The 25,488-nt window shown below is 63.5% G+C and carries 23 protein-coding genes; 12 read left to right on the top strand and 11 right to left on the bottom strand.

What is annotated here, in order from left to right:
* The first annotated feature begins 6 nt into the window (after positions 1-6).
* The 6 genes from hflX to JST30_05715 all read left to right on the top strand — a co-directional run bounded on the left by hflX (position 7) and on the right by JST30_05715 (position 6,293).
* Positions 7-1,272, top strand: coding sequence for a GTPase HflX (hflX, locus tag JST30_05740; protein ID MBS1713822.1), 1,266 nt, complete (start codon positions 7-9; stop codon positions 1,270-1,272).
* Positions 1,273-1,377: 105 nt separating this feature from the next.
* A complete protein-coding gene (locus JST30_05735) occupies positions 1,378-2,403 on the top strand; it encodes a hypothetical protein (GenBank protein ID MBS1713821.1) in 1,026 nt (341 codons plus the stop codon).
* 27 nt (positions 2,404-2,430) lie between these two features.
* Positions 2,431-3,249 (top strand): peptide chain release factor N(5)-glutamine methyltransferase, encoded by an 819-nt coding sequence (gene prmC, locus JST30_05730; GenBank protein ID MBS1713820.1) that lies wholly within the window; start codon positions 2,431-2,433, stop codon positions 3,247-3,249.
* 43 nt (positions 3,250-3,292) lie between these two features.
* Complete coding sequence (gene def, locus JST30_05725; GenBank protein MBS1713819.1) at positions 3,293-3,826, top strand: peptide deformylase; 534 nt, start codon at positions 3,293-3,295, stop codon at positions 3,824-3,826.
* The gene (locus JST30_05720) at positions 3,823-4,740 is read left to right on the top strand and encodes a methionyl-tRNA formyltransferase (protein ID MBS1713818.1); all 918 of its coding nucleotides are present in this window, start codon (positions 3,823-3,825) and stop codon (positions 4,738-4,740) included. Before def ends, JST30_05720 begins: the two co-directional genes overlap by 4 nt.
* Before the next feature lie 8 nt (positions 4,741-4,748).
* Positions 4,749-6,293 carry a PD40 domain-containing protein gene (locus JST30_05715; protein MBS1713817.1) on the top strand — a complete coding sequence of 515 codons (1,545 nt, stop codon included), beginning with the start codon at positions 4,749-4,751 and terminating at the stop codon, positions 6,291-6,293.
* Here JST30_05715 and rfaE2 read toward each other — a convergent pair.
* From rfaE2 to lpxK, 5 genes are read right to left on the bottom strand one after another with little or no spacing between them, the layout of a single operon-like run.
* On the bottom strand, positions 6,256-6,726 hold the full coding sequence (gene rfaE2 / locus JST30_05710) for a D-glycero-beta-D-manno-heptose 1-phosphate adenylyltransferase (protein MBS1713816.1): 471 nt from the start codon (positions 6,724-6,726) through the stop codon (positions 6,256-6,258). The genes JST30_05715 and rfaE2 overlap by 38 nt on opposite strands.
* The gene (locus JST30_05705) at positions 6,723-7,640 is read right to left on the bottom strand and encodes a glycosyltransferase family 9 protein (protein MBS1713815.1); all 918 of its coding nucleotides are present in this window, start codon (positions 7,638-7,640) and stop codon (positions 6,723-6,725) included. The genes rfaE2 and JST30_05705 overlap by 4 nt, the downstream gene beginning before the upstream one ends.
* Positions 7,618-8,553, bottom strand: coding sequence for a glycosyltransferase family 9 protein (locus tag JST30_05700; protein ID MBS1713814.1), 936 nt, complete (start codon positions 8,551-8,553; stop codon positions 7,618-7,620). Before JST30_05700 ends, JST30_05705 begins: the two co-directional genes overlap by 23 nt.
* Positions 8,550-9,446, bottom strand: a complete 897-nt coding sequence (locus JST30_05695; protein ID MBS1713813.1) for a lysophospholipid acyltransferase family protein — start codon at positions 9,444-9,446, stop codon at positions 8,550-8,552. The genes JST30_05700 and JST30_05695 overlap by 4 nt, the downstream gene beginning before the upstream one ends.
* Complete coding sequence (lpxK, locus tag JST30_05690; GenBank protein ID MBS1713812.1) at positions 9,433-10,407, bottom strand: tetraacyldisaccharide 4'-kinase; 975 nt, start codon at positions 10,405-10,407, stop codon at positions 9,433-9,435. Before lpxK ends, JST30_05695 begins: the two co-directional genes overlap by 14 nt.
* A gap of 74 nt (positions 10,408-10,481) precedes the next feature.
* Between lpxK and mtaB the strand changes: the two genes are divergently transcribed.
* The 5 genes from mtaB (at position 10,482) to JST30_05665 (ending at position 16,987) form a co-directional block, all read left to right on the top strand.
* The gene (gene mtaB, locus JST30_05685; protein ID MBS1713811.1) at positions 10,482-11,816 is read left to right on the top strand and encodes a tRNA (N(6)-L-threonylcarbamoyladenosine(37)-C(2))-methylthiotransferase MtaB; all 1,335 of its coding nucleotides are present in this window, start codon (positions 10,482-10,484) and stop codon (positions 11,814-11,816) included.
* 14 nt (positions 11,817-11,830) lie between these two features.
* On the top strand, positions 11,831-14,845 hold the full coding sequence (locus tag JST30_05680) for a PSD1 domain-containing protein (protein MBS1713810.1): 3,015 nt from the start codon (positions 11,831-11,833) through the stop codon (positions 14,843-14,845).
* A gap of 49 nt (positions 14,846-14,894) precedes the next feature.
* Positions 14,895-15,833, top strand: a complete 939-nt coding sequence (locus tag JST30_05675) for a hypothetical protein (protein ID MBS1713809.1) — start codon at positions 14,895-14,897, stop codon at positions 15,831-15,833.
* A gap of 2 nt (positions 15,834-15,835) precedes the next feature.
* Positions 15,836-16,486, top strand: a complete 651-nt coding sequence (locus JST30_05670) for a hypothetical protein (protein ID MBS1713808.1) — start codon at positions 15,836-15,838, stop codon at positions 16,484-16,486.
* A 63-nt stretch (positions 16,487-16,549) separates the two neighbouring features.
* Positions 16,550-16,987 carry a thioredoxin family protein gene (locus tag JST30_05665; protein MBS1713807.1) on the top strand — a complete coding sequence of 146 codons (438 nt, stop codon included), beginning with the start codon at positions 16,550-16,552 and terminating at the stop codon, positions 16,985-16,987.
* 69 nt (positions 16,988-17,056) lie between these two features.
* Here JST30_05665 and JST30_05660 read toward each other — a convergent pair whose 3' ends face one another.
* Positions 17,057-18,178 (bottom strand): copper amine oxidase N-terminal domain-containing protein, encoded by a 1,122-nt coding sequence (locus JST30_05660; protein ID MBS1713806.1) that lies wholly within the window; start codon positions 18,176-18,178, stop codon positions 17,057-17,059.
* 406 nt (positions 18,179-18,584) lie between these two features.
* Here JST30_05660 and JST30_05655 point away from each other — a divergent pair, with 406 nt between their 5' ends.
* Positions 18,585-20,156 carry a hypothetical protein gene (locus JST30_05655; GenBank protein ID MBS1713805.1) on the top strand — a complete coding sequence of 524 codons (1,572 nt, stop codon included), beginning with the start codon at positions 18,585-18,587 and terminating at the stop codon, positions 20,154-20,156.
* A gap of 1,008 nt (positions 20,157-21,164) precedes the next feature.
* On the opposite strand, the gene JST30_05650 is transcribed toward JST30_05655, so the two are convergent.
* The 5 genes from JST30_05650 to JST30_05630 form a co-directional block, all read right to left on the bottom strand.
* Positions 21,165-21,818 carry a hypothetical protein gene (locus tag JST30_05650; GenBank protein ID MBS1713804.1) on the bottom strand — a complete coding sequence of 218 codons (654 nt, stop codon included), beginning with the start codon at positions 21,816-21,818 and terminating at the stop codon, positions 21,165-21,167.
* Positions 21,819-22,276: 458 nt separating this feature from the next.
* Complete coding sequence (locus JST30_05645; GenBank protein MBS1713803.1) at positions 22,277-23,068, bottom strand: endonuclease; 792 nt, start codon at positions 23,066-23,068, stop codon at positions 22,277-22,279.
* A complete protein-coding gene (locus tag JST30_05640; GenBank protein MBS1713802.1) occupies positions 23,056-24,384 on the bottom strand; it encodes a DNA methyltransferase in 1,329 nt (442 codons plus the stop codon). Before JST30_05640 ends, JST30_05645 begins: the two co-directional genes overlap by 13 nt.
* A complete protein-coding gene (locus JST30_05635) occupies positions 24,372-24,647 on the bottom strand; it encodes a hypothetical protein (GenBank protein ID MBS1713801.1) in 276 nt (91 codons plus the stop codon). Before JST30_05635 ends, JST30_05640 begins: the two co-directional genes overlap by 13 nt.
* A gap of 130 nt (positions 24,648-24,777) precedes the next feature.
* Entirely contained in the window at positions 24,778-25,104 is a 327-nt protein-coding gene (locus JST30_05630) for a hypothetical protein (GenBank protein ID MBS1713800.1), read from the bottom strand.
* Positions 25,105-25,488 lie beyond the last annotated feature (384 nt).

The raw sequence follows: 25,488 nt of genomic DNA, 5'->3' as shown, positions 1-25,488 counted from the left end.
AGGTCCATGCCCCGGCCGCACGAGACACAAGAACCCACCGAAAAGCTGTTCCTCGTCTACGTCAATCCTGACGATTCCGAGGACGACCTGGTCGAAGGCGAACTGCGTGGGCTCACCGAGGCGGCCGGGGCCGAGGTCGCTGGCGAGATCCGACAGCGTCTGGACCGCCCGTTCAAAGGCACGTACATCGGCTCGGGCAAGGTCGGAGAAGTCGAAGCGGCCGCGGTCGAGACGGGCTCGGACACCATCGTCGTCGACACGGAACTGTCCGGTATCCAGATCCGGAACCTGGAAGAGAAGACCGGAAAGCGCGTCATCGACCGGCCGACGCTGATCCTTGACATCTTTGCCCGAAGGGCGCGCACCCGGGAGGGCCAGCTCCAGGTCGAACTCGCACAACTCTCGTACAGGCTCCCCCGCCTGATGAGCGTCTACACGAAGTTCGAGCGTCAACGAGGCGGCATCGGCATGCGGGGCCCGGGCGAAACCCAGCTCGAAAGCGACCGCCGGATGATCAACACCCGGATCGCGAAGCTGAAAGAGGAGATCGACGACGTCCGGCGTCACCGTGCGCTCCAGCGCAAGTCCCGCTCGACCCACCCCGTTCCGACCGTTTCGCTGGTCGGCTACACCAGCGCAGGGAAGAGCACTCTCATGAACCGGCTGTGCGGGACCGACCTGCTCGCCGACGCGATGCCCTTCGCCACGCTCGATCCCACCACCCGGCGCGTCGACGCGTCCGACGGGACATCGTTCTTCCTGACCGACACGGTCGGGTTCATCCGCAACCTGCCGACCACTCTCGTCGCCGCGTTCCGCGCCACGCTCGAAGAGGTCAGCCACGCCGACCTGTTGCTCCATATCGTCGACGTCAGCCATGACGAGTGGGAGGCTCAACGCGACGCCGTCCTGGAGACCTTGGAGGACATCGGCGCCGACGGTGTCCCGATGGTGACGGTCTTCAACAAGATCGACGCTATGGAAGACCCCGCTTTGGCTCGGGCGCTCGTCGCACAGTGGCCTGATTCTGTCGCCGTCTCAGCCCTCAAAGGAACAGGAATCCAGGAACTGGTCGAACATGTCCGCAAGCGACTCGCCGATCGCTGGACGCGCGTCAAGGCCCTCGTACCCTACGACAAGTCGAGCCTCGTCGAGTCCTGCCGGAAGACCGGCCGACTGATCAGCGAGGAGTTCCAGGAGGGGGGCGTGCTCATTGAGGCTGACGTGGTGCCGGAATACCGGAAAAAGCTGGCCCAGTACGCCGTCGACTGACCGGCAGCGACGAAGCCTCCTGGCTCGGGTCCGTTGTAGCCCAATGAGAGAGAGACGGCAGCAACGGGAACCAAGGCCGACCCTCGGCCCGTTTCGGACTTGTCCATGAGAAGTTTGTCGACGATCCTCGCCGCGGCTATGGCCGCAGCCTCCATCGCACAGGGGTTGCCTCCGCTGGCCTGGAGCGTGTCGGGCGCCCACTCCGGCCGGATCCAGGGAATGGACTTTTCACCGGACGGCCGGACGCTCGCCACCGTCGGAGAAGACAAGTCCTTAAAGCTTTGGAGAGCTTCCGACGGTGCCTTCGTGAGGGGCAAGACCGACTTTCCGCAAGCGGTCGGAGGGGTGCGTTATTCGCCGGACGGGCGGTTCCTCGCCACGTGCAGCTTCGTCCATGAGGGCCTCGATCAGAACGACCATACCGTGCGCGTCTTCGACTCGACGACCCTGTCTCAAGTCGCCGTCTTGCCTGCCCTTCTTGCAGACGTTCAGGCCGTCGCATGGTCGAAGGACGGTTCGGTCTTGGCCTGCTCGACCCGGGACGGGTGGTTGCGGTCATGGAAGACGGACGATTGGACGGTCCTGACTTCGAAGTTCCTCACGACGTGGCCCGTCATGGACCTCAAGACCTCGCCGGACGGGACCGCTTTCGTCAGCCTCGACTTTTCCGGCGACGTCCGTGAGCACGACGTCCAGACCCTAGAGGTCCAGCGCACCACCGTCACCGACATGCATTCGTGCTTCCCTTGCCTCGCCTTCGGACGCGGATCGCGCACCGTCGTCGCGATCGCGTTTTCCGTCATGCCCTGGATCGACCGCACCACCGGGCAAACGGTCTACAAAGCGAGCCAGATCAGCCAGTGCTATGCGGCCGACACGGCTCAGGACGGTCGGACGATGCTGTTTGCCGGGCTGGGCGGCGACCGGGAGATCGAGGTCTGGGACGTGAACACGGCCCGTCGGATTAAGCTGTACGACTCGAACGAGACAAGCGGATTCGACCACGTGTTCTCGCTCGCGTGCGTGCCGGGTTCGTCCGACCGCTACGCTTTCGGAACGTTCAAAGGCAACTTGAGGATGGCCGTCAACCCGTACTGCAGACCGGCGCTGGCCGTCGGGCCTTCACGGTGAACCCGGCGGCCGTGGCACAATCCCCGTGTGAGGGCGGACACTTGGATCGCAGTCGCGACGGACCGCCTAAGGGCGGCTGGAGTCCTTGAACCGCGCCTCGACGCCCAGCTCCTTGCGGCCCGTGCGTGCGGGCAAGAGCGGAGCTGGATGCTCGCCCATCCTGAAGCCGAAGTCCCTGACGAAGCGTCGGAACTTCTCGACAGACGGCTCCGGCGCGAGCCTCTCGCGTTGATCCTTGGTCGGCGCGAGTTTTATGGCCGGCCGTTCCTGGTCGAACCGGGGGTCTTAGTCCCGCGGCAAGAGACGGAGACCCTCGTCGACGCGGCGCTCGACGGTCTGGGCGGCAAGGTGCTCGACGTCGGCACAGGTACCGGCTGCTTGGCCGTCTCGATTAAGCTTGAACGGCCGAATTGGATGGTTGCGGCCTGCGACATCGATCCCGTCGCGGTCCGGCTCGCCCGGAAGAACGCAGAACGGCTCGGGGCGACCGTCCATGTCACCCGGTCGGACCTGTTCGAAGCCTTCGAAGGCGTCGTTTTCGGGCTGATCGTCTCGAACCCGCCGTACATCGCCGAGAACGCCGTCCTCCCGCCAGAAGTCGGCGTCCATGAACCTGAGCGAGCCCTTTTTGCCGGTCCGGACGGCCTCGACGTCTATCGTCGCCTCGCGCGTGAAGCCAAGGGCCGATTGATGCCATGGGGACGTCTGATCGTCGAGCTCGGAGACGGCATGTCCGCCTCCGTGACCGACGTGTTCGAAAGCGAAGGATGGAGGACCGGCGAAGTCCGGAACGATCTGGGCGGAATGCCGCGGGCGGCGACGTTCTTGCCTTCCGAACCGGTCTGACCATCGCCGCCTTCGGCCGAGCCGCCATAATTTTCGGCAGAACATGCAGATCGTCGTCCCAGACGAGTTCCAGTACCTCTTCGTGCACGACGAGGACCACCCGGTGATCAAAATCCCGGCCGATGTGTTGCGCCAGACGGCCAAGACCATCGACAAGCTGTCGAAGCGCCACGTGCAGTTGATCGACAACATGCTGCGCATCATGCGGGAGGCCCACGGGGTCGGGCTCGCCGCGCCTCAGATCGGCATCCTCGAGCGCATCGTGGTCATCGCCCCTCGAGGCCGGCCGATGGCGCTCGTCAACCCGGTCATCCTGGAGCGGGAGGGCGAGGTCGTCGGAGAAGAAGGCTGTCTCAGCATCCCCGGACTCTACGGTGACGTCGTGCGGGCCGAACGCGTGACCGTCCAAGCCCTCGACCGGAAGGGACGCGAGTCCACGTATGAAATGGAAGGCATGGCGGCGCGGATCGTCCAGCACGAAATCGACCACTTGGACGGCGTGCTCTTCATCGACAAGGTCGACCCCACGACCCTTCATTGGATGCACCCGTACGCGGACGACGAGAGGGTGGAGTGAGGCTCGTCGCGTTCGGCACGGCAGACTTCGCCGTGCCTGCCCTGCGCGCCGTCGCGGGGTCGGTCGTGCTCGTCGTCTCTCAGCCCGACCGTCCGAGCGGAAGGGGCCTCGGGCTCAAGCCTTCACCGGTCAAGAGGGCCGCACTTGAGCTTGGGCTACCGGTCGAAACACCGCTAAAGTGCCGGGCGCCGGAGTTCGTCGAACGGATCGCGGCTCTTGACGCAGACGCGCTGCTCGTGGCGGCGTACGGTCAGATCCTCCCAAGGGCGCTGCTCGAGGCGGCAAAGCACGGCGCCGTCAACCTCCACGGTTCGGTGTTACCCGAATACCGTGGGGCGGCCCCGATCCAGCGGTGCATCTTGGACGGTCGGACGGAGACGGGCGTGACTTTGATGCAAATGGACGTGGGAATGGACACGGGCGACACGATCGCGGTCGAAACCGTACCGATCGGGCCTGAAGACACCGCTGGTCATCTTTTCGAGGTGCTCGCCGGCTTGGCCGGGCGGATGGCCGCAACATGGATGCCCCGCATCGTTTCAGGGGACTATCCCCGGACGCCGCAGGACGACACGAGGGCCACGTATGCGCCCAAGGTGACCAAGGAGGAAGCCGAACTGCGTTTCGAAGGCGACGTCCGCCATGAACACTCCCGGTACAGGGCCTTTACTCCGTTCCCCGGTGCCTTTTTGATCCTTGGATCCGGACACCTTCGGATATCTCAAGCGCGGTTGCGGCCGAACTTGAATCCTGGCCCAGGCCTCGCGACGGTGGAACGGGGTAGCTTGTCGGTCGGGTTCCAAGGGGGCTCTCTCGAGCTCTTGGAAGTCCAGCCGCAAGGGAAGAAGCGGGTTTCAGGCGCAGAGTTCGCGAACGGGGCACGGCTTGTGACCGGAAGTTGTTTGAGGCCATAAAGAAAACCATGGAGAAGCAGACCGCCTTCGAGACGCTCGGCGTCGCACCCGGATCGGACGAACGCACGGTGCGCCGGGCCTACCGGGGCCTTCTGTTCGAGCTGGAAGACAAGGGTCAGAGCGATCCCGGATATCCGGCCAAGAAGGAGCGCTTGGAGCAAGCGTTCGCCGTCTGTCTCGAAGAGGCCAAGAGCGTCGCACCGACCATCGCTTCCGCGTTGCCGGAAACCCCTGACGAGAAAGGGGCGACCCGGAAGAAGACATTGCGCTTCCTGGTCGGAGCTCTCGGCGCAGTCTCGATCTTCGCCCTTTTCCTGTTCTTCCAGCAGAGCACGGTCGACGTCGATGGCAAAGATGCGAGCGACACCGCAGGAATGATCGCTGCGCTTGAGACGGTAGGGCAGAACACGAAACTGGTGGTCTTTAAGTTCGACGGGACGAAGACCGACGTCCCAGGTTATGTGGGCGGGACGTCCGACCGGGATCCGGCCTGGAGGCCTGACGGCTCACGTCTCCTGTTCACGAGCAACCGGGACGGCAACTTCAACATCTATCGTTGGGATCCGGTCCGCGGGAAGGTCGCGGCCCGCTCCAACTTGAAACGTGCCAAGTCGAATCTTTGGTTCGGCCTCACCGACGATCCCAAACAAGCGGACTCCGGGCTGTTCACGTCGGGCGGCTTCGTCTTCAAGTACGACCAGAAGACAGGGGCGACGGAGCAACTGCTCCCTGTACCGAAGGGCAAGACCGCTGTCGAGTCGGACGAAGGGGGCGGTAGCACGGGCCAACTCGACGCCGTGTACGACAAGATCGGAAAGGGGTTCAAGACAGCGCGATGGGGCCCAGGTCGGCTTTCGGTCTACACGGTCATGGACCGTGAAGGCGACGACGTTTTCGTCCAGAACCCGCTGACCCAAGAGATCAATAAGGGGCGCCCGCTCCCGTTCGTCGCGGCGCGGCGCATCGAGTTCGACACCGACGCGGCCGGGGACGCCCTGATCGCGATCCGCCACTTCCAGTTCGTCGATCCTGAAAACGTCCCAGAGGAATATCTCAAGGACGGACGGGCCGTACCTCCCTATGACAGCGGGCTCATGCTGGTTCCGGCGAACGGCAGCCAGCCTGTTCTCATCTGCCAGACGCAAGGCCCCAAGTTCTTCCTGGGCAAACCGGACAAGCCGCTCATCACCAGTAAGAAGGGATCGATGACGATCGGATCGCCGCGGCTTTCACCAGACGGTTCGGTCGTCGCGTTCGTCATCGGCGACACGAGCGGCGAGCGGGGGATCCAGGGCCAGGGCGTCATGGTGGTGCCTCTCAAAGCAGGCACGCCGTTTGAAGGTCCGCAAATGGTCGCTGAAGGTCACGTCGAAGATCTGGCATGGAGCCCGGACGGACGCTACATCGCCTTTACCGACCAGGTCTCACCGACAGAACGGACCTTGAACCTTGTCGACTTTCAAGCCAAGCAAGCCACAGTCTTGGGGAAAGGCGGATTGTTCTCGTCCCCGGCCTTCAGTCCTCAGACCGGCGGGAGTCCGAAAGCTTCGTGAGCAGGGCGGTCGTCGACCGTCCTGGCAAGAGGTCGAGGATCACCACACGTCCGCCGTATCCTTCGACAACGGCCGTCTCGGGCATGTCTTCGGGCCGATAATCGCCTCCTTTGACATGAACGTCCGGCCGAAGCTTCTCGATCAAGGCACAAGGATCGTCTTCGTCGAAGCTCAGCACCGCGTCCACGCATCTTAAGGCGCCCACGACCCGGGCCCGGTCCTCCAACGGGTTGACGGGTCGTCCTGGCCCCTTACCGAGCCGTCGGACACTGGCGTCCGTGTTCAGCCCCACGACGAGCAAGTCGCCGAGCGCCCGAGCCTTCTCGAGATAGTCGACGTGCCCTGCGTGCAGGACGTCGAACACCCCGTTCGTAAAGACGAGCGTTTTGCCTTGCCTGGCGGCGCGAAGGGACTCGGGAAGGACGGTGTTCATGTCGTCAACCTGGACGTCACGGCTGCGAGGACTTGCTTGACGGTCGCGTCCGGGCCGTAGCACCCGTCGATCTGACCATATGGACAAGAGCGCTCGGGACGGGTCAGAGTATACAGTCCGACGGCCGGGCGTCCCAAAGCAGCAGCGATGTGGGTCGTACCCGTGTCCCCGCCGACGTGGACGGCCGCGAGGGAGACCAGTGCGACCAGTTCACGGACGTTGGTCGCGCCGGTCATGTCCAACGAGCCGGCCGCCCCGAACCGCCTGACTTCGGCGACGGTGGAGGCGTCCGCCTTCGCCCCACAGAAGACGACGGCCACGCCTGTCGAAGCGAGTCCGTCGGACAGGGCCGCGAATTTTTCGGGATCCCACCTTTTGGTCGCCCAAGCCGCTCCGGCGTTGACCAGGACGAATGCCCGTCCGTCCATCCCCCGCTCCTCCAATCGACCTTTGACGGTCGTGACGTCTTCCTCTTTCGGCTCCAGCGAGAACACCGCTCGGTCGGCATCGAATCCCGCAGCGCGCGCCACGTCGACGTACTGATCGACCACATGGTGGGACGAGGGATCGGGGAGGACGGCGCTTGAGAACAGTTGCGCGCCTTCCCTCTGCCAGTGATAGCCGAGCTTTCGAGAGGCATCGGCCAATCCGGTCAGAAGGGCCGATTTCAGGAGCCCTTGCAGGTCGAAGGCGACGTCGAACCTCCCCATGTTCCGGACGGCCCTGGGATCGCTGGGACGTTCAACGACGGACGACACCGCCGTACAGCACTCGACGATGCCTTTGAACCGCTTGTCGACGATCCAGACGACCTCGGCGTCCGGGATCGCCGCGCGTACGGCCGACGCCACGGGCAACGAGCACACCACGTCTCCCATCGCGGACAATCGGCTAACAAGGACGCGCAACGGCACCGCCTTCCTTGCGGAGTCTGAGACAAGCTTCGACGACGTCGTCCGGGGCGATATCGGTCACGGACCGGGACGGCCGGAGCACGTCGCCCTTCGGCGTCCATGGTCGGAACCTGGCCGGATCCGTCCGGCCGAAGAGGCTGACGACAGGTACGCCATAGGCTGCTGCGGCATGGCCGGTCCCGGTATCGCCCGCGAGATGGACGTCAGACCCGGCCACGACTGCCAGGGTCTCGCGCAGGCCGAGCGTCCCGACCGTCTCTTCGACGCCGGTGACGTCGAGCCTTGGGTCGGATCCTGAGCCCGTCGTGACGACCCTCAGTCCTGCACTGACCAAACGGTGGGCCACGTCGCGCCACTTTTCCGCTGGATAGGACTTGTCCGGCTCGCCTGTCCCGGTCTGAAGGCTGACGTAACCGCGCTTCAGCAACGTCGCGACTTCTGGCATGACGGTCCGCAACGGTGCCATGACGGCGAATCGGTGGCGCACGAGCGACAGGCCCCTCTCGACCTCGTGCTCGCCTTCGCACGGGACCGGCGGGTTCAACCGGGCCGCGAGTGCGTCCGTGGCCCGGGATGCGAACCGCTCCTTGGCCCCGGAAAGCCTTAGCATGAGTGCGGTCTTCGAGTGACCTTGAAAGTCGAATCCGACATCGATCCCCGACCGCCTGAGGGCCGTATAAGAAAGGACTTGCTCCCTCCACACGGCCGGACTCCACCGTCTCCGCTTCCAAGCGTCCCTCGGCACCACGTGGAGGGACGATACCAACCGGTCTGTATCGACGACCGGCGCACAGCGGTCTTGCACGGCCCAGACGATATGGGCTTCCGGCAAGTGCTCACGAAGGGCCGTGACGGGCCACGTCGTCATGACGCAATCGCCGATGGCCGCGAACCGGACGATCAAGACCTTCATAGCAGTCCGGCCTCACGCGCCCCCCTCCACCGGTCGTGGAACCACAGCCACTGCTCCGGAACCTTCCGGATCTCCCCTTCTAGCCACGCGTTGTAGGCCCGCAGCAGCCCTTCGCCTTTGACCTCGAACCCCGGCTCCGGTTCCAGCCAGTCCCCGAACTCCAACCGATAACGGTTCGGCCCCGTCCGGACGCAGGTAAACGTCTGCACGACCGACTGCGTGCGCCCTTGGACGACGCCGATCCCTAGGTTCGTCCCCGCCGGCCGTCCGAAGAAGGGCAGAAAAGCGTCCTCGGCGTTCTGATCGGCAAGAATGCCGAGGATTTCGTTGGCTTTGAGGCACTCCAGCATCGGCCTGACCGCATTGCCGCGCGGGATCACTTTGGTGCCCGCCATCGTACGAAGGGAATTCACCACTTGGTTCACACCTTGCTGGTTGGCGTCGCGGATGATGACGTTCAGAGGGTAGCCGCTGTACGAAAGCCACGCCGCGGCCCGCTCCCAGTTGCCGAAGTGCCCGGTGACGAGCAAGGTGCCCTTTCGTTGCGCGATGGCGGCGTCGAGTCGTTCCCGTCCGACGATCTCCATCGAGGCCTCGAGGTCCGCCAGTTTCCGCGTCCGGCCGGCAAGGAAGTCGAGCGCGGTCAGTCCGAAGTGTTCGAAGACGGCCCTCGCGGTCGTCTCGATACGGTCGTCCGTCCATTGCGGAAACGCTAGTCTCAGGTTCGACAGGGCCGTCCTGCGACGGCGTTTACCGAACCTCCAGAACAGCCTTCCGAACCGGATGCCGATCGATTCGATCTTCGTCGGCGACTTTCGGGCGAGCGACGTTTGAAGCCGGACGAGGGCCGCACCGCCCACCGAATCGAGGAGCCGCTTCTTAAGCGCCGCCATCGATCCTCTCCAGGAGCCAGTCACGGAACGACTCTTCAGGACGCACGAAAATCTCATACCCGGCCGCGTAGACCGTGCGCGTCCCCAAGTCGTCGCGAGACCGCAGTTTGACCCAGTCCTTGGCCGTCACGATCAGGGGCCGGCCCGGATCGAACGGTTTGAGCAGATCGGGCTGTCTCAAGCGGTCATGGTCTGGCAGAAACCGGGCCTCGGCGATCTCGTACCCCTCGGATTCGAGCGAGGACGAGAACCGGTAAGGACGTGCGAGCGCGCACAAGACGCCGACTTTGACGGATTTGAGGTCGGCGGCGTCCCCGTTGACGAGGTCCATCGACGTCGGTGAGCGGTAGAGCTGGAACCGCTCGTTCGGAAGGACGATCGTGGCACGTCCGAGCCCAGAACCGCGCGGTTCGCGATAGGGGCCCGCAGGGAGGCAAAAGTCGTTCTGCGGACGGGGGTCGACGACCAGTGTCGTGCGCTGGCGGAGTCGCAGGTGCTGGAAGCCGTCGTCCATGAGCAGGATCCGGTCGGGCCCTCCTCGCTCGGCGATCTTGGCGGCTTCGACGCGGTCGCGACCGACGATCAGGTCCGCCTCCGGCCGTATGGCCCGGACCATGGCGGCCTCGTCGCCCCACTCGGCCGCGTCCAGCTCTCCTGGAGGAGCGGCTGTCGCCGATTCGGCCCTCGGGGAGCCGTAGCCGCTGACGGAGACGACGACCCTCCGTCCGGCCTCGCGCAGGATCCTTTCGACGGTGAGCGTCAACGGCGTCTTTCCGGCTCCTCCCGAGATGACGTTCCCTACAGTGACGACCGGGATCTGAGGCTCGAACGGGTGTTTCAGCCCCAAGTCGTAGACCGACCGGTAAGCCGTCCAACCGACCGCGTAAAGGACGGCCAGAGGGGAAAGAAGCCACGCCTCCATCCCCTTTTCCTGCCAGACCGACTCGAACCGGGTGCTCAAACGGTCACATTGTGACAGTCCTTGGGGGCCCGCCACGGAACCTGGCCCGGTGTTCCGTCACGTACAATCGTCCGGTGCCCAGGGCCGCCTTCACGACGCTCGGATGCAAAGTCAACCAATACGAGACCCAGAAGATCCTCGAGTCGTTCGCGGAGGCGGGTTTCGACGTCGTTCCGTTCGACGCCGTCGCCGACGTCTACGTCCTGAACACCTGTAGCGTCACGGGGCAGGCCGAGTCTAAGAGCCGTTATGCGGTGCGCAGAGCCCGCCGCTCGAACCCGGACGCGAAGGTCGTGGTCACCGGGTGTGCCGCGCAAATGGCGTTGAACACGACAGGTCAGGGTATGGACGGCGCCGACCTGACGGTTCCGAACCCGGACAAAGCGGAGACCCTCGCCGCGTTCCTTTCGGCTTTTCCAGAGATCCGTCCCTCGGGTCAGGTTGCAGCGCGGGAGCGGCCCCGGTCCCGCTCACGGGCGACGCTCAAGGTCCAGGACGGCTGCGACGTGCTCTGCAGCTATTGCTCGATCCCGTTCACCCGGCCCGGGATGAAGAGCCGGCCGTGGACCGACGTCTTGGACGAGGCCCGGAACTTGGCCGCCCAAGGGTATCAGGAAGCGGTCCTCACGGGCGTCCTGATCGGTGCTTACGGTCCGGAGTCCGGAAGCGGGGGCCCCGGTTTCGAGGAGCTTGTCGAAATGCTCGCCCTCCGCTCTGGACTCGACCGACTTCGGATCAGTAGCATCGAAGTCCATCAGGTCACCGACCGGATCATTGGACTCGCCACCGACGGTCTCGTCGCGCCCCATTTCCACGTCCCCTTACAAAGCGGCGACGACGTCGTCCTGAAGGACATGAACCGCAGGTACGACCGGACGACGTTCCTGACCCTCGTCGAAAACCTCTATCGGCGCGTGCCGGACGTTTCCGTGACCACCGACGTCATGGTGGGCTTCCCGACGGAGACCCCGGAGCGGTTCGCTTCGAGCGTCGACGTACTGGAACGGTCGCGCTTTCTCAAAGCCCATGTCTTCCGGTTCAGCCCGCGGCCAGGAACGCCGGCCGATGCCTGGGGCGACCCCGTGGCCCCCGAGGACAAGCAGGAACGGGCCAAAACACTCGCCGAGATCGGGGAGCGGACGGGTCGCGAACACTCGCGCAGGTTCTTGGGACGCACGTTGAGGGCCGTCGTCGAAAACCGGCCAGGGCGCGACGGGCTTTACGACGCCGTCACCGACAACTGGATTTCGGTCAAGGTCAACGCTCCGGCCTCGGCCGCAGGGACGTCGAGCTACGTCAGGCTCGAGGAGGAGGTCGCCGGGACCGTCTTCGGCGAACTGACGGCCGCCTCGTCGCCGGTGTCGTCACTTCGGACGGCCCAGGTTCCGTCCGCGCCTCTCGTCGGCTAAACTCAGGGGCAGACATGAAGCCCGTTCGCGTGCAGAGCGTGGTCCTCACGGCCCTGTCCGTATCCGTCCTGGCGGTCGGATTGGCCGGCGCCCGGACACCGTCCGCAGCTTCAAAGAAAGCGACCTTCGAAGACGACGTGCTCCCTGTCTTCAAGGCCCACTGTTTCTCGTGCCACACGGGCGCCGAAGCAGCAGCCGGACTGGACCTCACCCGCTACGAAAGCGTCATAAAGGGCGGCGCGTCGGGCCAAGCCGTCGTCGCCGGAAAGCCGGACGAGAGCCTTCTGACCAAGCGGATCGTCGGTACCGCGGCGGGACCCCAGATGCCGATGGGGTTTGCCCCGCTCAGCGCCGCGAAGATCAAGGCCGTCCGCGACTGGATCGCCCAGGGGGCGGCCGCTTCCGGAGAGAAGCGCGCCCATTGGGCGTACGTGGCCCCGAAACTTCCGGCGCTGCCGAAGGTCAAGGACGCGAAGTGGCCACGCGGCCCGCTCGACCGGTTCATACTCGCCCGGCTTGAAAAGGAAGGGCTGAAGCCGTCACCTGAAGCCACCAAGGCAGCGTTGGCGAGGAGGTTGTTCCTCGACCTGACCGGACTTCCGCCAAGTCCGGAAGCGGTCGCAGCATTCGAAGCCGACCGACGTCCGGACGCGTACGAGCGACTCGTCGACAAACTTCTGGCGAGCGAGCACTATGGGGAACGCATGGCTCGGCCGTGGCTGGACCTCTCGCGGTACGCCGATTCGGACGGCTACGAAGCCGACGCCAACCGTGTCGCATGGACGTACCGCGACTGGGTCATCGACGCTTTCAACCGGAACATGCCCTACGACCGCTTCTCGATCGAGCAGATCGCCGGCGACATGTTGCCCTCGGCGACCATCGACCAGAAGATCGCGACGGGATTCCACCGGAACAGCATGTTCAACCGTGAAGGCGGGGTCGACCCCGGTGAGGCGCAGTTCTACGTCGTCATGGACCGCGTCAGCACGGTCTCGACCGTCTGGCTCGGTTCGACTCTCGCTTGTGCGAGGTGCCACGACCATAAGTACGACCCCTTCAGCCAAAAGGACTTCTACGCCATGGTCACGGTGTTCGGGAACACCGACTATGAGAAGGCCGGAGACGCGAACGTCGGGCAAGAGAAGTGGTACGAGCCGAACATCGAAGTCCCGTCGCAAGACCAGACCGTCGAACGCGACAAGCTGAAGAAGGACCTCGCAGATGCTGACAAGGACCTGGCTGCTGCCAAGACCGCGTCCGCGCCGGCGTTCCAGGCGTGGTTGACAGGCTCAGAGCGGAACAAGGTCTGGACGGCGCCCTCCGACGTGACCGTCAGCACAGTGTCGGGTGAAGTTCCGGAGAAACTCGAAGACGGATCGTTCCTCTTCACGGGACCGCCTCCGGCGAACGACACTTACGAATTGACCTTTACGACAGGCACGCCGGTGACGGCGCTTCGCCTCGAAGCCTTGCCCGACTCTAGACTGACGATGAACGGGCCAGGACGCTCCGTCAGCGGAAATTTCATCCTCACGAACGCCGTAGTCGCGGCGGACACGTCCCCTGTTCCGGTGTCCCAAGTCCTCGCTTCCTACACCCAAGGAGGCTACGACCCCTCGCGGATCGCGGAGGCTGTTCCGGCCGGGAGCTGGGCCGTGTACGGCGCGATCGGCAAACCTTCCGAGATCGCGTTCGTCCTCAAGTCCCCGATCCGACCGGGACGGTACAAAGTCTCGCTGTCGTTCGGTTCGAAGGAGTGGCCCCAGCACCTGATCGGCAGGCTCCGACTGACGACGACAACGTCGCCGGCGCCGTACGTCGTCCCCATGAACCTGCAAGAGGCCCTGGCCAAACCGGCCCGCTCCAAGTCCGAGGACGACGCGCTGTTCGCGTTCTTCCAGTCCGTGACGCCTCAGACGCAAGCGCTGGCGCAAAAGCGGTCGCAAACGGCTCAGGCCCTCGCCAAGCTCGAAGCATCGATCCCCAAGGCGATGGTCGTCCGTGAACGGCCGACGGCCACGCCGCTCGTCGGCAACCTCCATCTCCGGGGCGAATATCTGAGCAAAGGCGACCCGGTCACGGCCGCCACGCCCGCGTCCTTGCCGCCGATGCCGAAGGCCGCACCTGTCAACCGACTGACGGTCGCCAAGTGGCTCGTCAGCAGGGAAAACCCGCTGTCAGCGCGCGTCGAAGTCAACCGTCTCTGGGAACTCGTCTTCGGCAGGGGCCTCGTGGAGACGAGCGAGGACTTCGGGACCCAGGGTGCCCGTCCGAGCCATCCGGAGCTGCTCGACTGGCTCGCCGTGACGTTCATGGAGGAAGGCTGGGACGTCAAGGCCACGATGAAACGGATCGTGATGTCGGCGACCTACCGACAGTCCTCCGCCGCCACTCCGGACCTCTTGGCCCGAGACCCCAAGAACGTCTTGCTGGCCCGTGGCGCGCGGTACCGCATGGAGGCCGAGATGATCCGCGACAACGCCCTTACGATCGGCGGACTCTTGAGCTCCAAAGTCGGCGGCCCGAGCGTCTTTCCGACCCAGCCGGACGGCGTCTGGGACACGCCCTATAACGGCGAACAATGGGCGACCAGCACCCGCGGCGACCAGTACCGACGAGGCCTCTACACGTTCTGGAAGCGATCCTCGACCTACCCCGCCTTCATGTCGTTCGACGCGACCAGCCGCGAAGCCTGCACCGTCCGCAGACTGACGACCAACACGCCGCTCCAGGCCCTCGGGCTCTTGAACGACCAGGTCTCGATGGACGCCGCACGCGGCCTCGCCCGCCGCACCGGGGGCGTCCAAGCCAAGGCCCGCGTGTCCGCCATGTTCCGGACGTGTACGGCCCGAATACCCACGGAAGAAGAGTCGGCACGGCTTCTGAAGCTTTATGCGCGCCTCAAAGACCGGTACGACAAGGATCCGGAAGCGGCGGCCAAGCTCGCCAAAACGCCCGATGACGCTGCGTGGACGATGGTCGCCAACACCTTGCTGAACCTGGACGAGACGATCACAAGGAACTGACCCGGTCGGTCGGGCCGCCGCCCGACTGGGTAGATTCCTGCATCAGCGCATGTCTCTTCGGAAAGAGAGCAATCTCAAAACGGCCGCGAAAGAACCCATGAACCTCTTTGGAGTGGCCGGGCTGTTCGCTCTCTCCTTGGCCACGCTGAACCCGATCCCGCTCCTGTTCGGGGCCGTCGCCGAAGCCGTGTACTTGCTGTTCGTCCCCGACTCGAAGTGGTACGGCGAGCGGCTCGAAGCCATTTACGACAAAGAAGTCGAAGAGCGCCGGCAACGCCTGAAGAAACAGGTCTGGGGCACGCTCTCCCAAGAGGTGCAGTCGCGCTTCACCCGGCTGGAGAACCTGAGGACGCAACTCGTCTCCCCGACCTATCAAGGCCAGAAGGTCTACCGGGCGGTCTTGCGCAAACTCGATTACCTGCTCGAGAAGTTCTTGCTGTTCGCGAGCAAGCAGGTGCAGTTCCACCAATACCTCCTCGGCGTCCTGGGAGGCGTCACGCCCGTCACGCCCGGCCCGCCGCCCGCCGTCTTCGACGATCAAGGGCGCCCGGTCAAGAAGAAACAGGGGAAAGTCCCCAGGGCCTCCTACGACGACGAATGGATCCGCGAGACGGTCGATAAAGTGCGCGGCGCCTACCAGAGCGAGATCGACGAGATGAACAAGAGCCGGGCCACGGTCGAAAACCTCCACAACCAGGCCCTTCTCGACAAGCGGGTCGAGATCCTGATGCGCCGGCAAGAATACGTCCAGAAGATCGGAGAAGCGCTCAGCAACCTTCAACACCAACTCGACCTGATGGAGGACACCTTCGGGCTGATCAACGACGAAATCCGGGCCCGCTCGCCCGAACAGATGCTCGCCGACATCGACGACGTCGTCCTGCAGACCGACTCGCTGACGGAGGCGCTACAGGACGTCGCGCCGTTCGACACGACGCAGGTCGAAGACGGGGCCGGACCGCTCTATAATGTGCCCGGAAACCCCTGAAGATGGGCATCAAAGAGACGCTGATCAAGGCTCGAGGCCTGTTCGTCGAGTTCGACGCCCCGGCCGAAGGCTCGGCACCGGCCGCGCCTGCCGCACCGTCGAAGACCGTCGAGCAACTCGTCAAGGACACGCCCGGCCCGAACCTCGATGAGATCAAGGTGCCGGAGGAGCCCGTCACGCCCTCCCAACCGCTCTTAAACCCCGACGCGTCGCTTAACACGGCCGCGGTCTACCGTCTCGCGAACCTTCCCGAGGCCCCGATGACGGCCGAGCAAGCGATCGAGATCATCTCGTCGTTCCCGGCCGATCTCCCCGTCGCGAGCCGCCGCGCCGCGATGAAGGTCACGTTGGACGCCATGTCGAAGGCCACCGGCGCCTCGGCAGAGTCCGTCGTCGCCGACGCCTCGCGCAAGCTCGCCGCCCTCGCTTCGTTCGCCGAAAGCTACGGCCAACAGGCCGACAAGTACACCGCCCTCGCCGAACTCCAGATCGAGGACCTTCAAAAGCAGATCGAAGCCAAAAGGGCCTCGATCGCGGACGCCCAGGCGAAGAAGGAGCGCGCCCAAAGCGACTGCGAGCGCGAATCCGACCGGCTCGACGACGTCCTTGAGTTCTTCACGCTCGACGTCGGACCGTCGAAGCACGCCGGCTGAACGGACTTTCGCCCCTTCCCGTCGCGTTCGCGACGAATACGACCGTAGAGAACCCTGACGGACATGAAGCCGCCCGGAGCCAAACGGACCCCGCCCTTCTTCGCCATTTGGGCTTTCGTCGGCGCCGCCATCCTTCTCGGAGGGCAGCCTTTCCGTTCCCATGGCACGCCGCCCGGTTGGACGACCGACCTCGGGGCCGCCCTTGCACAAGCCAAGAAGGAACGCAAGAACGTCCTCGTCGACTTCAACGCGACCTGGTGCGGACCGTGCCAAGAGTATAAAGAGAAAGTCTTTCCAGGCCCCGAGTTCAAGAAATCGACCGCAGACATGATCCTCGTCGACCTCGACGTCGACAAGGACCAAGCCGCCGCAGCGGCCCACAAGATCGGCCCGATCCCCCATATCAAGATCCTGGACCCGGACGGACGCACGGTCGCCGAAGTCATCGGTTACGACCCCATCGGCCTCGCAGGCGCGCTGGCCACGGCCAAAGGCAAGTAGCGGAACGAAAGAAAGCGGGCGCCCGCCGCTAAAGGGCAGGCGCACCGCCGGGCCGAGGCAGGAAGTCTCTTAGGTGCCGATCCGCGCGACGAAGTCCCGGTCGACCTTCAAACCGAGCTGCGTTCCCGCCTTCAAGTCGACGTCAGCCGCGCGACGGTCGCCCTTTTGGATCAGGTCGTAGACGTAACCCAAGGCGCCGCCGATCAACGTGTCCGTCAACAAGTTGCCCTTGGTGAGAAGGGCGAACACCGCGCCCGCGCCGGCGCCGACGATCACGCTCTGTTGCGTGTTCGAAGCCGCGCGGTCCTTCGCGATGATCCGTCCGTTCTTGTGCTCGACGTTCTTGTCTTCAAGCGAGATCAAGGAGCCGTCGATCGGGAACTTGTCGCCGTTCGGAGCGACGATCTGGTCGTATTCGAGCGCAAGCACGCCCGGCTTCTTGTCGTTCATCGCACGGACCTGCGTGACGTGTCCGATGACTTTCGTACCGCGGGGAAGGCCGTTGTAATCGGCGTTACCCGTCGTGTCCACGGTCGCCATGAACGTGTCGCCTTTTCGGGCTGTCCGAGAGTTCAGGGGCTCGTCCAACGTGACCGGAATGACGGAGTTCGCGTCGAACGTGACCTGGCGCCATGGGTTCTGGCCTCCCCGGTTCCTGTCGCGGTCGCGGTCGCGGTCGTTGTTGTTCCGCCACCTGTCGTCGTCGTTGTTCCGGTTACGGTCGTTGTCGTTGCGCCATCGCCCGTCGTCGGAGGCGCCCACTCCGGAACCGCCCGCCGACGTCACGTAGACGGCCTGGAGCGAGTCGTTCCATTTCACGTCGGCCCCGAGCGCCTCACTGATGAACCGGATCGGCACGAGCGTGCTGCCGCCTCGGAGCATCGCGGGTTGGTCGAGCATGACGGTCGCGCCGTCGACCTTGGCCTGATGGTCGCCGATCCGGAGCCAGACGGTCTTCTGCCCCTTGGAGGCGTAGACCGAAAGGTCGTCGTTGTTCCACCGGACGTCGGCGCCCAGCTTTTCGAAGACACCGCGCAACGGCACCATCACGCGGTCGTTGACCTTTGTCGGGCTCGCATCGGCGAACCACACGGGCTGGTCGTCGACGTAGACGGTGATCGGTTGGGCGACGGCCTGCACGGCCATCGTGGCCAGCGCCGCCCCTGCTAAGACTGTTCGAAGTGGTTTCATACGTTCTCCTGTGCCTCAAGCCGACGCCTCTCAGGAGACCGAATCGGCGGGGTCCTAGCCCCTTTTGCGGGGTGGACAGGCGGTCTTTGACGGCTTTCCTACGCCTGGGACACCACGGCGCTTAGGGTTTCCTTACGGCCCCGAACCGTGAAACTCCGAGCCTCCGAACCCCCGAACCAACCGAACTTCCGAACCTTTCAATGATCGTCATCCCGAGCGAAGCCGAGGGACCTCCCCGTCCGGAGCACTTCCGAGCCCTTAACGACGGATGTCCCCCTCGCCTCGCCTACATGGAGTGACCCTTGCCCCCGATACCAGGTTTTTCGCTTCAACTCGCCAGGCACTCTGACGTGAGATAGACTCTGTGTCTTCCAGATTTCCATTTTTCGAGACAGAGGACTTTCACATGAACAAGACCATCGGCCTCGGAGCGGCGTCTCTCTCCGCCCTTGCACTGCTCGTTATCACCGCCCGCCAAGCGCAGACCCAAGTCATAGGAGCCCTGCCGGCTTTCGTCAGGATTCAAACGACGACCCCCGGAACTCCTCAAGCCGGGCATTCCAACATCACGGGCACGGCCATCGCAGGTCAACACGTCGGAGGCGGGGCGGGACTGACCAACGTCAATGCGGCCCTTCTGAGCGGATTAGGCGCCTCCGCTTTCGGTAGGTTGAGCTCGGTCAACACCTGGACGAACTCGAACGCTTTCCAGGCCGCGGGCAACGTCTTCAACGGGAACGGCAACGGACTCACGAGCCTGAACGCATCGAACGTCTCGGCCGGAACTCTCAACGACGCCAGGCTCTCGTCGAACGTCGCGCTTCTGGCTGGAAGCCAGCAGTTTACGGGCCAGAAAATCTTTACCGGCGGGTTCGTCACCGATGCGTTTCAGCTCGTCGGCGGAAGCACCTCCGGATATGTCCTCAAAACGAACTCGTTCGGTGTCGGAACCTGGCAGCCGGACGGGCTGACGATGCCAGAGTCGAATTCGCTCTCCGGCACAAGCACCGGTCTGGCCCTCACCCACAACGGCACCGGCGATCTCGCCGTCTTCACGATCACGGACGCGACGAGCGCGGGCGAGGCCGTCCAAGGCGACTCGAACGGGACAGGAAACGTCTTTCAGGGGATCAACTCAGGATCGGGAAGGGCCGGTTATTTCCAGACGACGAACGCGAACAACAGCGAAAGCACGGTCTTTGTGACGAACAACGGAAACGGCCATGCCATCGAAGGGGTCAGTACCAAGTTCGGCCCTGCAGGTGTCCGCGGCGAGGGCTTTTCTTTCGGCGGCTCGTTCACGGCGACCGGTAACACCGCAGGCAACGGGATCCGAGCCGTCCAGGGTCGCGCTTCCGCCACAAGCGGCGGAACCTATGGCGGCCATTTCACCTCAGCGTCAAATACCGGGACCGGCGTCTTCGGCCAGGGCTCGTCTCTCGATCCAGGAGCTACGCCGTTCGGAGTCTTCGGACTGGTCAACACCGGCACCCAAGGATATGCCGTGTACGCAGCCGGAGATTTTGCCGCGACAGGGGTCAAATCGTTCCGGATCGATCACCCGTTCGACCCCGAGAACAAGTACCTGATCCATTTTGCGAGCGAGTCGCCCTTCCCGCAGAACTTCTACAACGGCAACGTCACGACCGACGCCCAAGGCTTCGCCTGGGTGTCGCTGCCCGACTACTTCACGGCCATCAACACGAACTGCAAGTACCAGCTCACGGTCCTTGACGACAGTGCGGACTTCGTCCTGGCCAAGGTCACCAAAGAAGTGGCGGACAACAGGTTCCAACTGAGGACGAGCAAGCCGTTCGTCAAGGTGTCGTGGCAAGTGACCGCCGACCGCGACGACGCGAGGATCCGCTACAACCGACCGACCGACGTGCGCGTCAAACCGGCTTCGGAGCGAGGGAAACTCCAACATCCGGAGTACTACGGTCGCCCGGATTCGGACGCTTGGCCCGCGAGACACTGATCCCAGGTCCTCCCCTGATTTCCCGATGCTTCGTGCGGGACCGCGGGGGAGGTGGCAAGCGGATGCCTCGTGCACGCCGAACCACCAGTGATCGTCATCCCGAGCGGAGCCGAGGGACCTCCCCTTCCGAACCTCCCGAACCACCGAACCAATCCGAACCATCCAAACCCCCTCCGCCCTACAGGCACCTCCCCCGATGGCGGCACGAGCCGTCCGCAATCAGGGGAGGAACTGCCAAGAGTCGTCCCGCTCCAGGTCCTCCCCTGCTTTCCCGATGCTTCGTGCGGGACAGCGGGGGAGGTGGCAAGCGGAGGGATCGTGCCGCTTGACGGAGGGGGAGGCGTCTCAGGGGGAACCCCCTCCGCCCTACGGGCACCTCCCCCGATGGCGGCACAAGCCATCCGCGATCAGGGGAGGACCTGCCAAGAGTCGCCTCGGTCCAGGTCCTCCCCTGCTTTCCCGATGTCCGTGCGGGACAGCGGGGGAGGTGGCAAACGGATGTCTCGCGCATGCCGAACCCCCAATGGTCGTCATCCCGAGCGGAGCCGAGGGACCTCCCCTTCCGAACCTCCCGAACCACCGAACCAATCCGAACCCCCTCCGCCCTACAGACACCTCCCCCGATGGCGGCACGAGCCGTCCGCAATCAGGGGAGGAACTGCCAAGAGTCGTCCCGCTCCAGATCCTCCCCTGCTTTCCCGATGGTCCGTGCGGGACAGCGGGGGAGGTGGCAAGCGGATGCCTCGTGCACGCCGAACCACCAGTTCTTCGTCATCCCGAGCGGAGCCGAGGGACCTCCCCTTCCGAACCTCCCGAACCACCGAACCAATCCGAACCATCCAAACCCCCTCCGCCCTGCGGGCACCTCCCCCGATGGCGGCACAAGGCATCCGCGATCAGGGGAGGACCTCATGCATACCCGAACCAACCCGAACGCCCCCAAAAACACAACACCCCCCGCCGCCGGTGCAGGCGAAGGGGGGCGGTAGGAACGAAGAGAAGGAGCAGCTAGGCCGCCGCGCCGACGTAGGCCGAATCGACCTCCGACCACGGGCCTTGCTGGCCCTTAGAGTTCATGTAGGCCGTCCGGTATTCCAGCGTCTCCGCGTTGGAGTTGCCGACGATGTGGACGAACGGCGAGGTCGAAGCGACCGCGAGGAACTGCCACTCGGTCGCGTTGGCGTGCCGGAACTGGATCAGCACCGTCTTGGCCGGGTAGGGGAACTTGTTCAGGCTCTCGTTCCCGGGGTTGTTGCCGATATGAAGAGTGACCTGGCCGCGCTTGCTCCAGTCGAGCTCGAGCAGCGGGCTGTCCGTCGGGACGGGGGCGGGGCTGCGGTGGGTGTCGCGGATCGTGATGCCGAGCTGGGCGCGCATCGTGTCGGTGCAGGCGGGGTTGGCCTGGATGCGGGTCACGTAGCCGCGGATCACGGCCTCGGCCGTCTTGCGCTGGTTCGCTTTGGTCTGGGCCGCACCCTTGGCCGCGTTCTGGGCCGCGATGTTGGCGGTGTAGGCGGTGTTCCAGTTGGTGTAGGCGCCGTTCATCGTAGAAATGTCGGCCGGGTTGAAACCGAGGCTGACGGCCAGACTGGCAAAATTGACCTTGAAGCCGTTGAACCATCCTTCAAAAGAGCCGTCTGGGTTGGGGATGTAGTCTGCCATTGTGTTCTTCCTCCTCGCCCGGACGAAACGAACAGAAGGACTAGGGATCGGTGGACCCGGCATCGTTTCGCTCCTCCGCCTCGCGGCTCGGTTAGTAGGGATGGTTGACAGGTCCGGCCCGGTTCCTTAGGGCAAAGGCGACATTAATTTCGTATTTTGGTCGCGGCAGGCTCTCCTGGACCTTCGAAAGGGCCCCTTTTCCGGAGCGCGAGGCCCCCGCCGAGCGGCTCCAGTGGTCGCCACGACGCGGGACGTTGAAGGGTCCCGGATCCCAGCCGCCCCGATCGGTCACGTCCGCTCTGGCGAATCGTCCCGCCACCGCCCAGTACATCCCGTTGAGCGGGGGTCTTTTGCCCACGGTGTGGATGACCTTGTAGCGCCGCTTCTCCTTGGTGGTGAACTCGCGCTAGTAGGCGGGGCGGATGTTCAGCTTGCCGCCACAGCCGCGCCCCCTAGAGCTAATCGGCACGGTAAGCCGCAAGCTCGTCGGGACTGATCAGATCTGCGGGAACGAGCTGATAGTGCTTTTCTTCGACGACCCTGATTTCGTCGTCTTCCTCGACAAACTCGAACACGGCGATCACTTCTTTGGGAAGGAACATAGCTCCTACAGGTCGACACAGAAGAAGCGGGAACCTTTCACGGCAGAAGCAGATGTCTTGCCAAATCTGAACCGTGCTCAGCTTGTCGGTCTTGCCCTTGGCCTGTACTGGAGCCACATGATGAACCCCGGCGCGGTCAATGCCCAAGTACAGTTCGTCCACTTCGATTTGCCCGACCCCTTTAACCTTCGTGCGCAAGTGATTCTGAAGGGAGTAGCAGGTCAATCGGAGGAATAGATCAATGAGTCGATTGTAACGGAGCTTCGCAAGTAGCGCCTGTTCGTCGTTGAGTGCGTATTTGGCGATGATCGAGGGCGTTGCATCGGGAACCTTGATTACCGAGCGATTCGCGGAAGGCAATATTTGACCACCCTTCTTCAGGATAAAGCGATAGATCGCATCGCCGGCTCCCTGGATCACCCATTCGTAGCCGGGCGGCGCGAGTTCAGAGATTGCTCTTGGGAGGGCAGCCCGGTAACGCTTCTGGTAGATTACATCGCCCAGGTTCAGGATAGACAGACCAAGCTCCTTGGCGATCTGGTCTAGCCGCGACCTGTTTATGATCACTTCCGTTTTGCCCGTTGCGTGCTTCTCAAGAAAGGCAATCTCAATGACTCTGTCGTATGCGCTCGCCACTAGCCCGACCACCTTAGAACCACGACTTCTTCGCGGAGTTGCTGCTTCGTAGCCGTCGCCATCCGTGTTCGGAACAAATCAATGGAGACGACTTCGTAGCCCTGGCGCTCGGCGATCTCCGCAAGGAGTTGCCCGGTCTTGATTTGGATTTGCAGATAGGAGGCTTGATCACCTACGACATATCCGAGCATCGCGCCAGGCTTCAGCTTCGGCTGCAAACTCTGCAGATGCCGGGCCATTCCTCCAAAGTAGAGTTTCGTGACCCGGTGGTACAGGCGTTCGAACCCTGAATCCTTACCCATCTCAAGCCTCCTCGCCTCTATCTCTCGCGCGATTCGCTGGATTTCGGGCACATCAGCCACGAACGTGTCGTCCTTATCCGCCACGTAAACATTCCGCGTGTTGGATCGGAGCAAGCCTTCCTTCAGAGCTCGAAGATCGGCCTTGCTCTTGATCAGTCCAAGAATCACTGACTCGAGACGCGTAGTTCGTGTGTAGTCCTTCTCGTTTGGATAGGGCGGGGACGTGAAGACGGCAGAGATCGACTTATCCTCCAGTTGCGACACGTCGCGGGAATCTGCTTGGATCAGCTGCGTGGGAATGTGCTGTCGATCCGAGAACAACGCTAGGTCTGTTGCCATTCGCCTGCATTGCTCAAGCCAGAGGGTTGCAACGTCGCTATCGTCCTTTGGCTTGGTGATGCCCACTTCTGGGCCAAACCGAATGTTGCCAGAATGCACAACAAGGGTCCATGCGAGTGCCAATTGAAGTGCTTCAACAAACTCGGACGCCGCCCTACCGATCCAGCGATGCAGTATTAGGGCCCGGTATAGTGGCTTGGGGCTGATCGAATCGGCCAGCAGGAGCCTCTGCGCTGGCTCGTCGAGACTAATCATGCCATAGATGTCTAACTGCTCACGGACACTGGAGAAATCTAGCCCACAAATCCTTGACATTGTAGCTTCGATTTCTTCACGGGCTTTTCCAGCCGCCCATTCCGCTACGCGCTCCAGCTCGGGCCCCCACAGTGTCCAGTTTGTTTTAACTCGGCTTGCGAGCGCGGCCATCGGATTGGCCTCAAATCCAATTGCGCTGATTCCCTGCTTTTTGCATTCCACGATTGTTGTTCCAGTCCCACAGAAGGGGTCGAGGACTACATCGCCTGGCGTGACTCTGAAAGTCGTCAGGTATTGGCGAACTAGATGGGGTGGGAAACTCAGAACAAATCGATACCAAGCATGCACGGGACGATCCTCTTCCGCGAGTTTGTTGTGAAGCGGACTGCTAATGTGCCACTGGGGGCGATCCAGGTCTCTTATGGTCTGCATGGTTGGCTTTCCCGAAAGACGAATTCCAGGCGTTGTATTTGTCGACCGAATGGCACGGTGTTCGCCTGCTTCAGCACCTTTGCGTACTCCGGGTTGTTGAAGGCCGCGCTAAGCGCAAGCGGACGGGTCATGTTCTTGTCGAGCCGAAGCAGGTGATCGACATCTTCCATGTTGATCGCGGCGCCCTTGTTCAGATTCGCCACCTGGTTGATCTCGGCCCCGGACGGCTGCTTCTTGCAGTATGAATCAGGAATCACCATCATGGTCGGCTTTTCGCTAGTGAGGCCTTGGGTTCCGCGGGTCAATGCCTTCGTGGGTGCCCAGCCCAGATCGAGCGTGGCCGACCATTCGACAAGTCTCGCCGAAACCCATCCATTGTCCGCAAGGATACGGTCACCACCAGGCTTCCTTCGGCCATTCCCGCCGTCGGACGTCGGCCAGAGTCGCGCGGAAGGACTCGGGCGTCGATGCCGAGCACCCTCCACCGGGCAGACCGTCCGACTTGCGGACGACGAACACGGTGAACGTCGGCCAGCCCTTTCGCCGGCACTCCTCCTGGATGACGGCGAGCGGCGCGCCCATCCCGCGAGCGATGCCGCCGACCTCCTGCGCGAGCTCGCCATAGGTCAAGGAGTCCTCGACCTGCCAGGGAAACTTGTTGCGCAAGTGCGCGTAGACGCGGCGGGCCGATTCGACCGTCTTTGTGCCCTTTGCCGCCACAAGCCAAGTCTAGCCGGGGCGACTGTTAGGATAAAAGGGTGAAGGACACCTTTTTGCAAATAATCGATAATGCGGGTAATCGGCTTCGCGCTCATGCCGCCCGACGCACGCCCAGTGGCACCGAGAAAGCGTCCCTGGCCGGTGTGCGGAATGTCGCTTCCCGGTTTCGGCACTCCGGGTCGAAAGCTGAAGGCCGTTGTGAGGTTTTGCGCCTTCTTGAGGGTTTCAGGTTCAACCGGTTCGAGAGGGTTGCGAGGTTTTTCGGGGCTCTTGGCGCAGCGCCGTTCCTGACCGGTGGTCGGGAGGGAGGTCCCTCGGCTCCGCTCGGGACGACGTGGTATCGGGAGTGGGGCGTTGGTGGTCGGAAGGGAGGTCCCTCGACTC

The sequence above is a fragment of the Armatimonadota bacterium genome (assembly GCA_018268395.1).
Lineage (GTDB): Bacteria > Armatimonadota > Fimbriimonadia > Fimbriimonadales > Fimbriimonadaceae > JAEURO01.
This window is presented reverse-complemented; position numbering and strand designations above follow the sequence as displayed.

Excerpts from the sequence above, each read along its gene's own strand:
- hflX (MBS1713822.1), top strand. The coding sequence starts at position 7 with ATGCCCCGGCCGCACGAGACACAAGAACCCACCGAAAAGCTGTTCCTC.
- JST30_05735 (MBS1713821.1), top strand. The coding sequence starts at position 1,378 with ATGAGAAGTTTGTCGACGATCCTCGCCGCGGCTATGGCCGCAGCCTCC.
- def (MBS1713819.1), top strand. The coding sequence starts at position 3,293 with ATGCAGATCGTCGTCCCAGACGAGTTCCAGTACCTCTTCGTGCACGAC.
- JST30_05715 (MBS1713817.1), top strand. The coding sequence starts at position 4,749 with ATGGAGAAGCAGACCGCCTTCGAGACGCTCGGCGTCGCACCCGGATCG.
- rfaE2 (MBS1713816.1), bottom strand. The coding sequence starts at position 6,726 with ATGAACACCGTCCTTCCCGAGTCCCTTCGCGCCGCCAGGCAAGGCAAA.
- JST30_05700 (MBS1713814.1), bottom strand. The coding sequence starts at position 8,553 with ATGAAGGTCTTGATCGTCCGGTTCGCGGCCATCGGCGATTGCGTCATG.
- JST30_05695 (MBS1713813.1), bottom strand. The coding sequence starts at position 9,446 with ATGGCGGCGCTTAAGAAGCGGCTCCTCGATTCGGTGGGCGGTGCGGCC.
- JST30_05680 (MBS1713810.1), top strand. The coding sequence starts at position 11,831 with ATGAAGCCCGTTCGCGTGCAGAGCGTGGTCCTCACGGCCCTGTCCGTA.
- JST30_05675 (MBS1713809.1), top strand. The coding sequence starts at position 14,895 with ATGTCTCTTCGGAAAGAGAGCAATCTCAAAACGGCCGCGAAAGAACCC.
- JST30_05670 (MBS1713808.1), top strand. The coding sequence starts at position 15,836 with ATGGGCATCAAAGAGACGCTGATCAAGGCTCGAGGCCTGTTCGTCGAG.
- JST30_05665 (MBS1713807.1), top strand. The coding sequence starts at position 16,550 with ATGAAGCCGCCCGGAGCCAAACGGACCCCGCCCTTCTTCGCCATTTGG.
- JST30_05660 (MBS1713806.1), bottom strand. The coding sequence starts at position 18,178 with ATGAAACCACTTCGAACAGTCTTAGCAGGGGCGGCGCTGGCCACGATG.
- JST30_05655 (MBS1713805.1), top strand. The coding sequence starts at position 18,585 with ATGAACAAGACCATCGGCCTCGGAGCGGCGTCTCTCTCCGCCCTTGCA.
- JST30_05650 (MBS1713804.1), bottom strand. The coding sequence starts at position 21,818 with ATGGCAGACTACATCCCCAACCCAGACGGCTCTTTTGAAGGATGGTTC.
- JST30_05640 (MBS1713802.1), bottom strand. The coding sequence starts at position 24,384 with ATGCAGACCATAAGAGACCTGGATCGCCCCCAGTGGCACATTAGCAGT.
- JST30_05635 (MBS1713801.1), bottom strand. The coding sequence starts at position 24,647 with ATGATGGTGATTCCTGATTCATACTGCAAGAAGCAGCCGTCCGGGGCC.